Origin of the sequence: Nonomuraea marmarensis (assembly GCF_043197025.1) — a bacterium.
GTDB lineage: Bacteria > Actinomycetota > Actinomycetes > Streptosporangiales > Streptosporangiaceae > Nonomuraea > Nonomuraea marmarensis.
Window position 1 is genome coordinate 223,507 of sequence record NZ_JBICRM010000001.1, and the last position, 13,993, is coordinate 237,499.

At 71.6% G+C, this 13,993-nt stretch carries 14 protein-coding genes; 12 read left to right on the plus strand and 2 right to left on the minus strand.

The genetic code is table 11. The annotated features are described in order from the left end of the window. Positions 1 to 85: 85 nt before the first annotated feature. The 8 genes from ACFLIM_RS01150 to ACFLIM_RS01185 all read left to right on the plus strand — a co-directional run bounded on the left by ACFLIM_RS01150 (position 86) and on the right by ACFLIM_RS01185 (position 5,793). Positions 86 to 1,030, plus strand: coding sequence for an NADP-dependent oxidoreductase (locus ACFLIM_RS01150; protein ID WP_393160883.1), 945 nt, complete (start codon positions 86 to 88; stop codon positions 1,028 to 1,030). Positions 1,031 to 1,135: 105 nt separating this feature from the next. Next, complete coding sequence (gene uraD / locus ACFLIM_RS01155) at positions 1,136 to 1,645, plus strand: 2-oxo-4-hydroxy-4-carboxy-5-ureidoimidazoline decarboxylase (protein ID WP_393160885.1); 510 nt, start codon at positions 1,136 to 1,138, stop codon at positions 1,643 to 1,645. Then, a complete protein-coding gene (uraH, locus tag ACFLIM_RS01160; RefSeq protein ID WP_393160887.1) occupies positions 1,642 to 1,941 on the plus strand; it encodes a hydroxyisourate hydrolase in 300 nt (99 codons plus the stop codon). The genes uraD and uraH overlap by 4 nt, the downstream gene beginning before the upstream one ends. After that, positions 1,942 to 2,802: a factor-independent urate hydroxylase gene (gene pucL / locus ACFLIM_RS01165; RefSeq protein ID WP_393160889.1), complete on the plus strand. Its 861-nt coding sequence runs from the start codon at positions 1,942 to 1,944 to the stop codon at positions 2,800 to 2,802. 5 nt (positions 2,803 to 2,807) lie between these two features. Next, positions 2,808 to 3,668 carry an FAD binding domain-containing protein gene (locus ACFLIM_RS01170; protein ID WP_393160891.1) on the plus strand — a complete coding sequence of 287 codons (861 nt, stop codon included), beginning with the start codon at positions 2,808 to 2,810 and terminating at the stop codon, positions 3,666 to 3,668. Beyond that, positions 3,668 to 4,138 carry a (2Fe-2S)-binding protein gene (locus ACFLIM_RS01175; protein ID WP_393160893.1) on the plus strand — a complete coding sequence of 157 codons (471 nt, stop codon included), beginning with the start codon at positions 3,668 to 3,670 and terminating at the stop codon, positions 4,136 to 4,138. The genes ACFLIM_RS01170 and ACFLIM_RS01175 overlap by 1 nt, the downstream gene beginning before the upstream one ends. Beyond that, entirely contained in the window at positions 4,135 to 5,520 is a 1,386-nt protein-coding gene (locus tag ACFLIM_RS01180; protein ID WP_393160895.1) for an 8-oxoguanine deaminase, read from the plus strand. The genes ACFLIM_RS01175 and ACFLIM_RS01180 overlap by 4 nt, the downstream gene beginning before the upstream one ends. A 63-nt stretch (positions 5,521 to 5,583) precedes the next feature. After that, entirely contained in the window at positions 5,584 to 5,793 is a 210-nt protein-coding gene (locus ACFLIM_RS01185) for an EF-hand domain-containing protein (RefSeq protein ID WP_393160897.1), read from the plus strand. On the opposite strand, the gene ACFLIM_RS01190 is transcribed toward ACFLIM_RS01185, so the two are convergent. Continuing rightward, complete coding sequence (locus ACFLIM_RS01190) at positions 5,774 to 6,949, minus strand: winged helix DNA-binding domain-containing protein (RefSeq protein WP_393160899.1); 1,176 nt, start codon at positions 6,947 to 6,949, stop codon at positions 5,774 to 5,776. The two genes, ACFLIM_RS01185 and ACFLIM_RS01190, sit on opposite strands and share 20 nt — an antisense overlap. 146 nt (positions 6,950 to 7,095) lie before the next feature. Here ACFLIM_RS01190 and ACFLIM_RS01195 point away from each other — a divergent pair, with 146 nt between their 5' ends. The 4 genes from ACFLIM_RS01195 (at position 7,096) to alc (ending at position 11,902) form a co-directional block, all read left to right on the plus strand. Then, the gene (locus ACFLIM_RS01195) at positions 7,096 to 8,412 is read left to right on the plus strand and encodes a nucleobase:cation symporter-2 family protein (protein ID WP_393160901.1); all 1,317 of its coding nucleotides are present in this window, start codon (positions 7,096 to 7,098) and stop codon (positions 8,410 to 8,412) included. An 85-nt stretch (positions 8,413 to 8,497) separates the two neighbouring features. After that, positions 8,498 to 9,652, plus strand: a complete 1,155-nt coding sequence (locus ACFLIM_RS01200) for a glycerate kinase (protein ID WP_393160903.1) — start codon at positions 8,498 to 8,500, stop codon at positions 9,650 to 9,652. Then, positions 9,653 to 10,957, plus strand: a complete 1,305-nt coding sequence (allB, locus tag ACFLIM_RS01205; protein ID WP_393160905.1) for an allantoinase AllB — start codon at positions 9,653 to 9,655, stop codon at positions 10,955 to 10,957. Next, positions 10,958 to 11,902 (plus strand): allantoicase, encoded by a 945-nt coding sequence (alc, locus tag ACFLIM_RS01210; protein WP_393160907.1) that lies wholly within the window; start codon positions 10,958 to 10,960, stop codon positions 11,900 to 11,902. An 86-nt stretch (positions 11,903 to 11,988) separates the two neighbouring features. Here the strand turns inward: alc and pknB are convergent, their stop codons facing one another. Next, entirely contained in the window at positions 11,989 to 13,881 is a 1,893-nt protein-coding gene (pknB, locus tag ACFLIM_RS01215; RefSeq protein WP_393160909.1) for a Stk1 family PASTA domain-containing Ser/Thr kinase, read from the minus strand. Positions 13,882 to 13,993: the final 112 nt, after the last annotated feature.

Here is a 13,993-nt window from a genome sequence, read left to right on the forward strand (position 1 = left end):
AGACGCGGGTTCCGCCCCCTTGGCCGGGGCGGGCGCGGGGAACGCCTACCTCGTCACAGCGCATGCCAAGACGGGGGACAGCCACATGCGTGCCATCGCCATTTCCGACTTCGGCGCGGACCCGGAGCTCATCGAGACGCCCGAGCCCGAGCCGCGCCCCGGCGAGCTGCTGGTACGGCTGCGCGCCGCCGGCTACAACCCGGTCGACACCAAGATCGCGAGCGGCGCCATGAAGGATCGGATGTCGCCCCGCTTCCCCCTGATCATGGGCCAGGACGGCGCGGGGGTCGTGGCGGCCGTGGGGGCCGAGGTGACCGGGTTCAGGCCGGGCGACGAGGTCTACGGCCGCTTCGCCGACCCGTCGCGCGGCCTGGGCAGCTTCGCGGAGTACGCCGTGGTCGCGCAGGACGGCCCGGTGGCCTTCATGCCCAAGGGCATGCTCCCCGAGCAGGCCGCGGCCGTGCCCACCGCCACCGCGACCGCCCGCGACCTGGTCGAGGCCGCACGCCTGGAGGAGGGCCAGACGGTCCTGATCGTCGGGGCGACGGGCGGCGTCGGCCAGTCGGCCACCCAGCTCGCGGCCCTACGCGGCGCCCACGTCATCGCCACCGCCGCGCCCGGCGCCGACGAGATCATGCGTGCCCTGGGCGCGGCGGAGACCGTTGACCACACCAAGGGCGGGGTGGCCGACCAGGTGCTCGCGGGCCACCCGGACGGGATCGACGCCGTACTCGACCTGGTCACCCCGCCCGCCGCCGTCGACTCCGTGGCCGCGCTCGTCCGCCCCGGCGGCGTGATCTGCAGCACCATCCACGCGCTCGACCCCGAGGCCCTGGCCGCCAGGGAGATCCGCGGCGTGAACGTCGTCAACCAGGTCACCGGCCCGATCCTGGCGGAGCTGGCCGACGTGATCGACAGCGGCGAGCTGCGGGTGCGGGTCGAGTCCCTGGTGCCGCTGGAGCACGCTCCCACCCTGTTGCGTGAGATCGCCGCGCGGAGCGCCCGGGGCAAGACGGTCATCACGATGTGAACCCGGGGTGTTGGAGCATGACACGAAAAGTCCTGGCCATCCGGGCGGGCAGTTGGGAGTTCTCGCGGATGGACCGGGCACGAGTCGCCTGTGTGTACTGCTGACATGCTCATCGCTCTCGACGCCTTCAACGCGCGGTCGCCGTCCGACGCCGAGGAGGAACTGCTCGCCTGCTGCGCCTCCCGTGCCTTCGCCGGGAAGGTGGCGGCCCTGCGGCCGTACCAGGATCTCGGCGAACTGGCCGCGGCCGCCGGCGCGGCCGTGCGGGAGCTGGGGTGGGCCGAGGTGCTGGAGGCGCTCGCGGCGCACCCGAGGATCGGCGAGCGCGCGGGCGGGGACGGCAGGGACGCGGCGTGGTCGCGGCAGGAGCAGTCGGGCCTGGAGAGCGAGCCAGCGGACGAGCTGCGCGAGGCGCTGGCCGCGGGCAACAGGGCCTACGAGGAGCGGTTCGGGCACGTCTACCTGATCTGCGCCACCGGGCTGACGGGCGCCCAGATGCTCGCCAGGCTTCGCGAGCGGCTGCGCAACGACGAGGCGACCGAACGCGGCGTCGTCCGCGACGAGCTGGCCGCGATCACGCGGTTGCGGATCGCGAAGTGGATGGAGGAGTCATGAGCTTCTCGACGCACGTACTGAACGCGGTCACCGGGCTCCCCGCCGCCGGCCTCCGCGTACGCCTGGAGCACGGCGGTCAGGTCATCGCCGAGGGGCGCACCGATGACGACGGCCGCGTCAAGGGCTGGGACCCGGGGGCCGGAGTGCACCGCGTCGTCTTCGACACCGGGGCGTACCTGCCGGAGACGTTCTATCCCGAGGTCGTCATCACCTTCACCGTGACCGACCCCCAGCGGCACTACCACGTGCCCCTGCTGCTCAGCCCGTACGCGTACTCCACCTACCGAGGGAGCTAGATGGCCACCAAGCTCGGCCCCAACCGCTACGGCAAGGCGGAGACCAGGCTCGTCCGCGTCGTCCGGGACGGCCCCGTGCACCACATCAAGGACCTGAACGTCAGCACCTCGCTCTCCGGCGACATGCAGGCCGTGCACCTGACCGGCGACAACGCCGCCGTGCTGCCGACCGACACGCAGAAGAACACCGCGTACGCATTCGCTCAGAAACACGGCGTCGGCCAGATCGAGGAGTTCGCCCTCCTGCTGGCCAGGCATTTCGTCGAGTCGCAGCCGACGATCCACCACGCCAGAGTGGAGATCGACGAGTACGCGTGGAGCCGCCGCGGCCCCCACTCGTTCGTGCGCGAGGGCGGCGAGGTGCGCACCTGCGTCGTCCACCACGACCGGGACGGCCGCAGCACCGTGGTGTCGGGGCTCAAGGACATGGTGGTGCTGAACTCGACGGGCTCGGAGTTCCACGGCTACCTCGTGGACGAGTACACCACGCTCCCGCCCACCGACGACCGCGTCCTGGCCACCGCCGTCAACGCCCGGTGGCGGCACACCGGCGAGACCTCCTCGTACGGCAAGTCGTACGAGGAGGTGCGGCAGGCCATGCTCGAGGCGTTCGCCGGCACGCACAGCCTGTCGCTCCAGCAGACCCTGTACGCCATGGGCGATCGCGCACTCGACACCTGCCCGGAGATCTGCGAGGTCAGGCTCGCGATGCCGAACAAGCACCACTTCCTGGTGGACCTGTCGCCGTTCGGGCTGGACAACGACAACGAGGTCTACTACGCCGCCGACCGCCCCTACGGCCTGATCGAGGGCAGCGTGTTGCGGGAGGACGCACCCGATGCCGGATTCGCCTGGGAGTAGGTGAGATGGACTTCTTGCGCCCCACGACGTGGGAGGAAGCGCTGGCCGCCAAGGCGGACCAGCCGGAGTCGGTGCCCATCCAGGGAGGCACCGACGTCATGGTCGAGATCAACTTCGACGTGCGCAGGCCGCCGGCGTTGCTCGACCTCAACCAGGTGGCCGAGCTGCGGGAATGGACCATGGTGAACGGGGTCTGCCGGGTCGGGGCCGGGGTGCCGTACACGAAGGTCATCGAGGAGCTGGGCGGGCCGCTGCCGGGGCTCGCGCAGGCGTCGCGCACGGTCGGCTCGCCACAGATCCGCAACCGCGGAACCGTCGGCGGCAACCTGGGCGCGGCCTCGCCCGCGGGCGACAGCCATCCGCCGCTGCTGGCCGCCGATGCCATCGTCGAGGTGGAGTCGCGCGACCGGGGGATCAGGATGATCCCCGCCGCCGAGTTCTATCTCGGGGTCAAGCGCAGCGCGCTGGAGCCGGACGAGCTGATCAGGGCCGTGCACGTGCGGCCCGCCACCGGGCCCCAATACTTCTCCAAGGTCGGGACCAGGAACGCCATGGTGATCGCGGTGTGCTCGTTCGCGATCGCGTTGCATCCCGAGGAGCGGCGGGTCGGGACCGGGATCGGGTCCGCCGCGCCCACCCCGCGCCGGGCCTACGACGCCGAGTACCTGCTGGCGCGGGAGCTCGACTGGGCCGCGCCGCTCGACCTCACGCTGGTCAAACGGTTCGGCGAGCTCTGCGCGGCCGCCGCGGCGCCGATCGACGACGTGCGCGGCACCGCCGGATACCGCGTGCACGCCATCGGCGTGATGGCCCGCCGCACGCTCACCTGGGCCTGGAACGACTACCTCGGAAGGAGGGCCGCCTGATGCGCGTCACCTTCACCGTCAACGGCCGCGAGGAGAGCGCCGAGGACGTCTGGGAGGGCGAGAGCCTCCTGTACGTGCTGCGCGAGCGCCTCGGGCTGCCCGGCTCCAAGAACGCCTGCGAGCAGGGGGAATGCGGCTCGTGCACGGTCTATCTCGACGGCGTGCCGGTCTGCTCGTGCCTGGTCGCGGCGGGGCAGGCCGAGGGGCGGCGGGTGCGTACCGTCGAAGGGCTGGCCGACGGGGGCCGGCTGGATCCGGTGCAGGAGGCGTTCGTGGAGTGCGGGGCCGTGCAGTGCGGGTTCTGCACGCCGGGGCTCATCGTGCAGGCGCACGACCTGATCGAGCGGGTGGAGCGGCCGTCGGACGCGGAGATCAGGGAGGCGCTGGCGGGCAATCTCTGCCGGTGCACCGGCTACGAGAAGATCCTCGACGCGGTACGGCTGGCCGCCGCGCGAAAGGCCGCCCAATGAGCGAACTGGTCATCGAGAACGTGCACATCGCGCCCGTCGTCGGGCCGGAGATCGAATCCGGATATATCCGGATCGAGGGAGATCTGATCGCCGAGCTGGGCGCCGGACCCGCGCCCGGCATGCCCGACGGCACGGTACGGATCGACGGCACCGGCTGCCTGGCCACCCCCGGCCTGGTCAACACCCATCACCACCTGTACCAGTGGGCCTCGCAGGGGCTGGCCCAGGACGCGACGTTGTTCGAGTGGCTGGTGGCGCTCTACCAGGTGTGGGCCGCCATGGACGCCGAAGTGGTCAGGGGCGCGGCCTCGGCGGGGCTGGGCTGGCTGGCGCTGTCCGGCTGCACCACCTCCAGCGACCACCACTACGTCTTCCCCAAGGGCAGGGGCGACCTGCTCGCGGCCGAGATCGAGGCCGCCCGCGAAGTGGGCATCAGGTTCCATCCGGCACGCGGCTCGATGGACCGGGGCAAGTCGCGCGGCGGGTTGCCGCCGGACGTCGTGGTCGAGGAGCTCGACGACATCCTGGCCGCCACGGCCGAGGCCATCGACGCCTACCACGACCCGTCGTTCTCCTCGATGTTGCGGATGGCCGTGGCGCCGTGCTCGCCGTTCTCGGCCAGCGCCGAGCTGATGACCGAGGCCGCCGCGCTGGCCAGGGCCAAGGGGGTACGCCTGCACACGCACCTCGCCGAGACCCTGGACGAGGACGAGCACTGCGTGGAGCAGTTCGGGCTGCGTCCCGTCGACTACATGGAGAAGCTGGGCTGGCTGGGGCCGGACGTGTGGTTCGCGCACGCCGTACACCTGAGCGACGCCGACATCGGCAAGCTGGCCGCCACCGGCACCGGCTCCGCGCACTGCCCCTCCTCGAACGGGCGGCTCGGCGCCGGGATCGCCCGCGTGTCCGAGATGTTGCGCCGCGGCGCGAACGTGGGGCTCGGCGTGGACGGCAACGCCTCCTCCGAGCTGACCCCGCTGGCGGGGGAGATGCGGCAGGCCCTGCTGTTCCAGCGCGCCAGGTACGGCCCCGCGGCGCTCACGGCCAGGCAGGCCCTGGAGCTGGCCACGCTCGGCGGCGCGCGCAACCTGGGCCGCGAACACGAGCTGGGCTCGCTCGAACCCGGCAAGCTCGCCGACCTCGCCCTGTGGCGGATCGACGGTCCCTTCACCTCGGCCATCGCCGACCCGGTGTGCGCCCTGGTCTTCGGCCCCCCGCCGCCGCTGGCCCGGGTGCTGGTCGGCGGGCGGAGCGTGGTGGCGGACGGCGAGCTGAGGACCGTCTCCCAGGACGCCGCAGGTCGCGCGGGGGCCGAGGCCCACCGGCGGCTGATGCGGCTGGCCGAGGAGCGGGGCTTCACCGCCGCCCGGGAGGTCCACTGACCGCCGTCACATGCCAGGACTATGGTTGTGAAATGTCCGGAACGAGCATCGAAAGGCGGGCCCGTGGCGGAACTCTCAGGTGAGCGGCTGGCGCGGCTCAAGAGCACCTTCGCGTCGATCGACACCGACGGTGACGGCTACATCAGCGAGATCGAGCTGAAGAGCCACTTTCCCGACCTCCCGGCCGAGGCGTTGGGCGCGCTGAGCCAGGAGGCCGACTCCGATCAGGACGGCCGCTACTCGTTCGAGGAGTTCATCCGCACGGTGTCATAGGCAGTCCGCTGGACAGCGTGCGTTCCAGGGGTGTGCGGAAGCGGGGTGTCACCTTGACCCCGTCGAGCCAGGAGGCCAGCCCGGCCACCTCGGCCTCGATGGCGGCCTTCGCGTCGGCGCCCACGTCGCTCAGCGGCCGCCACACGATCTCGCCGTCGTCCGCCCGCTGCGCCCAGCCGCCCACGACCCGGCCGTCCCACCAGACGGTCGGCCCCACGTTGCCGCTGCGGTCGAACAGCTCGGCCCGGTGCGCCTGAGGCAGATACCAGTCGCGGGCCTGCCAGCCCATCGGCGTCGGGTCGAGCGCGGGCAGCAGCGCCGCCCACGGCTCCGGCTCCGTGACCTCCTCCAGATCGTCCGGCAGCACGTAACCGGCGCCCTCGTCCAGCTCCACCGCGACCGCGCCGACGGCGGCCAGGGCCCGGCGGACCTCGGAGAGCGTCCAGCCGGTCCACCATTTGAGATCGGCCTCCGTGCCGGGCCCGAACGCCGCCAGCCACCGGCCCGCCAGCTCCGCCTGCGCCTCGTGCACGGCCAGTTCCGCCATGTCGGGGGCCAGGCCCCAGCGGTGTTGCCCGTTGGTCCAGGTGCCGGACGGGCGGCCACACCGTACCAGGAGGCCGTCCATCGCCATCAGGCCGAGCAGCCGCGACCCTATGCTCACCAGGGCCTCGTACGGCTTGCCGACGGCCACCCTGACCTGCTCGCGCAGCCGCGGCTCCAGCGCGCCCAGCTCCGCCGTGGTCGCCTCGCCCGCCTCGGCCAGCGCCGTCAGCACGGCCGCCTCGAGGTCCTTGAGCCGCGCCTCGTCCCAGCCCTCCGGGCCGAACACCTTCAGCACCGACGCGCGCTCCTTGCGGGCGATCGCCGGCATCGAGGAGTGGTGCACGACGGGCACCAGGCCCGCCGGGACCACGAACACCGTGCGCCGCATCCCGGTCATCCGCACCAGCGTGCGGTCGGCGTACAGGGCCCGCTCGACCGGCCCGGGGCCGGGGGTGGTGAGGCGCGCGCCCGCCGACAGGAACACGGTCGCCGGGTCGGTGCCGTGCAGCGCCACCACGGACGCCGCCGCCTCCTCCGGGGTGGCCGCCCTGGCCGAGAGCCGGTGCCGCGAGCCGAGCCTGGCCTGCCGCTGCCGCGTTGAAATCCGCACAAAGGCCCCCTTTCCTGCAGTGAGCTTAGTTGGAGGATCACACACCTGGCGACGGGCGGAGCGGGCGGCGGTTGATGACCTCGTGCATAGGTTTGCCCGGGGATCCGTTGTTTCACTGGAGGTCACCCCCGAACCTGGAGTGGCCCATGACGACTGAGGTGCATCCGGTCGACGCCCGCCTGCCGATCGCGCAACTGGGCACGCTCGGGTTGCAGCACGTGCTGGCGATGTACGCGGGGGCGGTGGCGGTGCCGCTCATCGTGGGCGGCGCGCTCAAGCTGCCTCCGGACCAGCTCGCGTACCTGATCAACGCCGACCTGCTGATCAGCGGCGTCGCCACGCTCATCCAGTGCGTCGGCGTGTGGCGGTTCGGGATCAGGCTGCCCATCATGCAGGGGTGCACGTTCGCGGCCGTCACCCCGATGGTGCTGATCGGCACCGCGCAGGGCGGGCTCCCGGCCATCTACGGCGCCGTCATCGTGTCGGGGCTGCTGGTCGTGGCCGTCGCCCCCTACTTCGCCAAGATCGTCAGGTTCTTCCCGCCGCTGGTCACCGGCACCATCATCACGATCATCGGGATGTCGCTGTTGCCCGTCGCCGCCGGCTGGGCCGCGGGCGGCGTGGGCAGCCCCTCGTACGGCGAGCCGCGCAACATCGCCATGGCCGCCGCCGTGCTGCTGCTCATCCTGGCCGTCTACCGGCTCTCCAAGGGGTTCCTCGGCCGGGTCGCCGTGCTGGTGGGCATCGCGGTGGGCACGCTGGCCGCGATCCCGCTCGGGTTCACCGACTTCTCGAACGTCGGCTCGGCCGATCTGTTCGGGATCAGCACGCCGTTCGCGTTCGGGCTGCCCACGTTCCAGGTCACCGCGATCATCTCGATGTGCGTGGTCATGCTGGTCTCCATGACCGAGACGACCGGCGACTTCGTGGCCGTGTCGGAGATGACCGCCTCGGAGCTCACGCCGCGGCGGCTGGCGGATGGGCTGCGCGCCGACGGGCTCTCGACCGCGCTCGGCGGCGTCTTCAACACCTTCCCCTACACCGCCTTCGCCCAGAACGTCGGCCTCGTCGGGCTCACCGGCGTACGCAGCCGCTGGGTCGTGGCCACCTCCGGCGGCATCCTCGTGATACTCGGCCTGATCCCCGTGCTCGGCGCGGTGATCGCGGCCATCCCGCAACCCGTGCTCGGCGGGGCGGGCATCGTCATGTTCGGCACCGTGGCCGCCTCAGGCATTCGCACGCTGACCAAGGCGAGCTTCGCGGGCAACCACAACCTGGTCATCGTGGCCGTCTCCATCGGCGTGGCCGCCATCCCGGTCGGCGCGCCGGACTTCTACGACAAGTTCCCCGACTGGTCCCAGACCATCCTGAACAGCGGCATCAGCACCGGCAGTCTGCTGGTGATCGTCCTGAACGCCGTCTTCAACCACCTGCGCTCCGGGGCTGAACGGCCCGGGATGTGATGATGATGAGTCACGCCTTCCTGCCCGCTCGCACCGGGCAGGAAGACGTGTCAGGACATTGTTCATCATCATGTGGGAGTTCGTAGTGGTTCAGCATGTTCTGGTCGCCCCTGACAAGTTCAAGGGGTCGCTGACGGCGGCCGAAGTGGCCTCCCGGGTCTCGGCGGGGCTAGATGTGGACACGGTGGAGCTGCCGGTCGCCGACGGCGGTGACGGCACCGTGGACGCCGCCGTGGCCGGGGGCTTCACCCGGGTCACGATCGAGGTCACCGGGCCCACGGGTGAGCGCATCCCGGCCTCGTACGCCTGGCACCCCGACGATGTCACGGCCGTGGTGGAGCTGGCGGAGGCGTCCGGGTTGCGGCGGCTCCCCGGCGGGCGCGAGCCCCTGACCGCCACCAGCTACGGCACCGGCGAGCTCATCGCCGACGCCGTACGCCGCGGCGCCAAACGGGTGGTCCTGGGCCTGGGCGGCAGTGCGTGCACGGACGGGGGAGCGGGCATGGCGCAGGCCCTGGGAGCCCGCCTGCTCGATGACGAGGGCAACGACCTCCCGCGTGGCGGGGCCGCGCTGAGGGGCCTGGCCCGCATCGACATGTCCGGATTTATCGATATTTCTGGGGTCGAGTTCGTGGTGGCGAGCGACGTGGACAACCCCCTCCTCGGCCCCCACGGCGCCGCCGCCGTCTACGGGCCCCAGAAGGGCGCCACTCCTGAGGACGTCAAGACGCTGGAGGCGGCCCTGTCGCGGCTGGCGGCGGTGGCTACGACGACCCACGGGCTCATGGGGGCGGTCGAGCATGATGACACCCCCCGCGCGATGGGCGTGGCCGGAGCGCCGGGGGCGGGGGCGGCCGGTGGGGTCGGGTTCGCCGCGCTGGCGTTCCTGCGCGCCGAGATCCGTCCCGGCATCGGCTACCTGCTCGACCTGCTCGGGTTCGGGCAGCTGGTCGAGGGCGCGCGGCTGGTGATCACGGGTGAGGGCTCGCTGGACGAGCAGTCGCTGCGCGGCAAGGCGCCCATCGGGGTGGCCCAGGCCGCGGCCAAGGCGGGCGTGCCCGTGGTGGCCGTCTGCGGCCGCCGTACGCTCACCGACGCCGAGCTGCGGGCCGCGGGCATCGAGGCCGCCTACGCCCTCACCGACCTGGAGCCCGACCTGGACCGCTGCATGTCGGAGGCCGGACCCCTGCTCGAACGCCTCGCCGCCCGGCTCGCCGCCGCTCACCTCCAAGGGGAATAGATGATCGATCTCGTGGTCCGCTCCCGCAGGACCGTCACGCCGGAGGGCGAGCGGGCGGCGGCGGTCGCCGTACAAGGTGAGAAGATCACGGCCCTGTACGACTACGCCGCGCCCCTCGACGCCGCCGAGGACATCGACCTGCGCGATCTGGCCCTCCTCCCCGGCCTGGTGGACACGCACGTGCACGTCAACGAGCCGGGGCGGACCCACTGGGAGGGCTTCGACTCGGCGACCAGGGCGGCGGCGGCCGGCGGCGTCACCACGATCCTGGACATGCCGCTCAACTCGCTCCCGCCCACCGTGAACGTGGAGGCGTTCGAGGCCAAGCTGCGGGCCGCGGCGGGGCAGTGTCACGTGGACGTCGGGTTCTGGGGCGGCGCCGTGCCCGGGAACGTCAAGGACCTCGCGCCCCTGCGCGAACGCGGAGTCTACGGGTTCAAGTGCTTCATGTCGCCGTCGGGCGTGGACGAGTTCCCCCCTCTCGGCCTGGCCGAGCTGCGGCTGGCGATGGAGGAGATCGCCGGGTTCGGCGGGGTGATGGTGGTGCACGCCGAGGACCCGGCGCTGCTGGGTGAGCCTGGCGGCCCGGCCTATCGCGAATTTCTGGAATCGCGGCCGGGGGCGTCGGAGCGGAGCGCCGTCGCGCAGGTCGTCCGGCTGGCCAGGGAGACCGGCGCCAGGGCGCACATCCTGCACGTCTCCAGCGCCGACTGCCTGGACGTCCTGGAGGCGGCCCAGGCCGAGGGGCTGGCCGTCACGGCGGAGACCTGTCCGCACTACCTGACGCTGGCGGCCGAGCAGGTGCCCGAGGGGGAGACCGCGTACAAGTGCTGCCCGCCCATCCGCTCCGAGTCCAACCGCGACCTGCTGTGGGACGGCCTGGCCAGGGGCGTGCTGAGCTGCGTCGTGTCCGACCACTCGCCGTCGACGGCCGAGCTCAAGGTGCCCGACTTCGCTGCCGCCTGGGGCGGCATCGCCTCGCTCCAGCTCGGCCTGCCCGCGATCTGGACGGAGGCTTCGAAGAGGGGGTACGGGCTGAGGGACGTGGTCCGCTGGATGTCATCCAATCCAGCCTCAATGGCCGAAATTTCCGGAAAAGGGGGTATTAAGGCTGGCAATGATGCGGATTTGGTGGCCTTCGATCCCGTTGCCGGCAACCTGGTCGACGCCTCCCTCCTGCACCACAAGAACCCGGTCACCCCGTACCACGGCCGTGTGCTCAGGGGCGCCGTACTGACGACCTGGTTGCGCGGCCGGCCCGTGGACGGCGCGCCGCACGGACGATTCCTGTTGGGAGAGCAGTAGATGTCACGCTTCACCACCCTGCCCGACCTCGCCCTGCGCACCCTCGGCGGCTCCGTCGTGGCGGCCAGCGACGAGTCGTTCGCCGAGAAGGAGAGCCTGATCAGGCCGGGGCGGCCCGGATTCCAGGCGGAGACGTTCGGCAACAAGGGGCAGGTGTACGACGGCTGGGAGACCCGCCGCCGCCGCGAACCCGGCCACGACTGGGCACTCATCCGGCTCGGGCTCCCCGGCGTGATCCGTGGCGTGGTGATCGACACGGCCTGGTTCAAGGGCAACTACCCGCCGCACGCCTCCGTCGAGGCCGCCGCCGTCGAGGGCCATCCGTCACCGGCCGAGCTGTCGGCCGCCGAGTGGGTGGAGATCGTCCAGAAAGCCGAGCTCAAGGGCGATTCCGAGCACCACTTCGAGGTCGCCGACGAGACCCGTTACACCCACGTACGGCTGAACATCCACCCCGACGGCGGCGTCGCCCGGCTCCGCGTGCACGGCGAGGTCCGCCCCGACCTGTCCGTCTACGACGGCCTCGGCCTCGACCTGGCCGCGCTGGCGAACGGCGCGCTGGTCACCGCCTGCTCCAACGACTTCTACTCCGCCCCCAACAACGTCATCTCCCCCGGGCTGGCCCGCCACCAGGCGGAGGGCTGGGAGACCGCGCGCCGCAGGGGCGAGGGCAACGACTGGCTCCTCATCCGGCTGGCCGGCCGCGGCGTGATCAAGCTGGCCGAGATCGACACCACCAACCTGCTGTTCAACGCCCCCGGTTGGGTCTCGCTCACGGGGCTCGACGGGGAGCGCGAGGTCGAGCTGCTGCCCAGAACCAGGCTCCAGCCCGATACACCGCACCGCTTCCGGATCCACGACCAGGACCCGGTCACCCACGTGCGCGTGGACATCTACCCGGACGGCGGCCTGGCCAGAGCCCGCCTTCACGGCCACCTGACCTGAGCCTGTGTCACCCTCGGTCAACGAGGCCGGGGCGACTCCTGGCCCGAGCCGCCCGCCACTTCCTCGCCAGTGGAACCCCGGCGCCGTCAGTGCCAGAGGTAGACGGTGCTGCCGGCCGGGCGCTCGCTGTTGGGCAACGGCCGCTGGTACTGCACCACACCACCGTTGCCGAGCCGCTGCACCCGCACCCGGAACCCCAGCGCCTGCAACTCCCTCTGCGCGTCCCTGACGTCCTTGCCGATCACCTGGGGAACCAGGCTGAACTGCTGGTCGTCGCCGGCCTGGTTGTCGCCGCCACGGAACCAGTCCAAGAAGTCCGTCTGGCACCGGGCCACCGTGATCATGGCCGGTGCGCCCTTGTCCACCTCGGACTTCGCCTTCGGCGCCTGGGCGATGACCGTGCACGGCTCTGCGTCGTCGTCGACCTCGTTGACCTGCACCTGGAAGCCCTGCCCGCCGAGGTACGCGGCGGCCTCGTCCTTCGGCATGCCGGCGACGTCGGGCATGACCAGCCCGGCGCTGACGAAGATGTCGACCTTCGCGCCCTCCTTCACCTTCTCGCCGTTCTGCGGCGAGGTGCGGATCACCTTGTCGCGCTCGACCTGCAGGTTGGCCAGCCGCTTGACCGCGCCCACGGTCAGCCCGGCCTTGGCGATCGTGGCGCGGGCGTCGTTGCCCGTCATGCCCGTCGTGTCGGGCACGACCACGCGCTTGGGCCCGAGCGAGGGCACCAGCGTGATCGTGGCGCCCTTCTCCACCTGGGTCTCTTCGGCCGGGTCGGTGCTGAGAACCAGGCCCTCGGCCACCTTCTCGTCGTTCTGGCCCGCGGCCGTCTTCACGACGAAGCCGGCCGCGGCGGCGTTCTTCTCGGCCAGCGCCAGGTTCTTGCCGACCAGCCGGGGAACGGAGACCAACTCGGGCTGGGCGAAGTACCAGCCGGTCAGCGCGACCGCCACCACCATCACGGCGGCGAGCGTCACCAGGAACCAGTTGGGCCTGAACCCGCGCCGGGCCGGCACCTCCACCCGCGGCTGGACCATCGTGTGGGCGGGGGCGGGTCGCGGCATCGACGGGGCCGCGGAGGCCGTCATGACGTGCGGCTGGGAGTGCGACGCCGGGGGATTGGTCATCCGCGGCAACATCCGGTGCGCGTCGACGGCCGCCACCAGCATCGCGGTCGCGTCGGCGGGGCGGTCGTGCGGCTCACGGGCCGTCGCGTGCGCCACCAGCGTGTCGATCAGCGGCGGCACCTCGGGAACCACGGACGACGGCCGCGGCACCGTGTCGTGCACGTGCCGGTAGGCCACCGACATCGGGGTCTCGCCGTCATACGGCTGCTGCCCGGTGACCAGCTCGAACAGCATGATGCCCGCGGCGTAGACGTCGCTGCGCACATCGGCGCCGCCCGTGGTGACCTGCTCGGGCGACATGTAGCCGATCGTGCCGATCATCACGCCCGTACGGGTCTGGTTGGTCGCCTCGATGGCCCTGGCCAGCCCGAAGTCGACCACCTTGACCCGGCCGTCGTCGGTCATCAGGACGTTTTCCGGCTTCACGTCGCGGTGGACCATCCCGGCCTGGTGGGCCGCGCCGAGGGCGGCGAGCACCGGGATCATGATCTCGAGCGCCTCGCGGGCAGGCAGCCTGCCGCGGTCGCGCAGGATGTCGCGCAGCGTCTTGCCCGGCACGTATTCCATCGACAGGTAGACGATGTCGTTGTCGGTGCCCTGGTCGAAGACGTGCACGACGTTGGGGTGAGAGAGGCTGGCAACCGACTTGGCCTCGCCGATGAACCTCCTGACGAAGGCCGGATCCTCGGCGAGCGAACGGTGCATGACCTTCAGCGCCACCGTCCGGTCGAGCCGGATGTCCAGCGCCAGGTAGACGGTCGCCATACCGCCCCGGGCGATCCGGCTCTCGATGCGGTAGCGCCCATCGAGGAGCCGCCCGACCAGGGGGTCCGCAGTCGTCGTATCCACCCCGCAGAGTTTACGGGCGTTTTGCCACTGGCAGGGCCTGACCGCCCGAAACCGATGCGGAGACGTTCCCGTTGGAACGTTACGACCCCCGCCGAAGCGGACATAGCCCTGC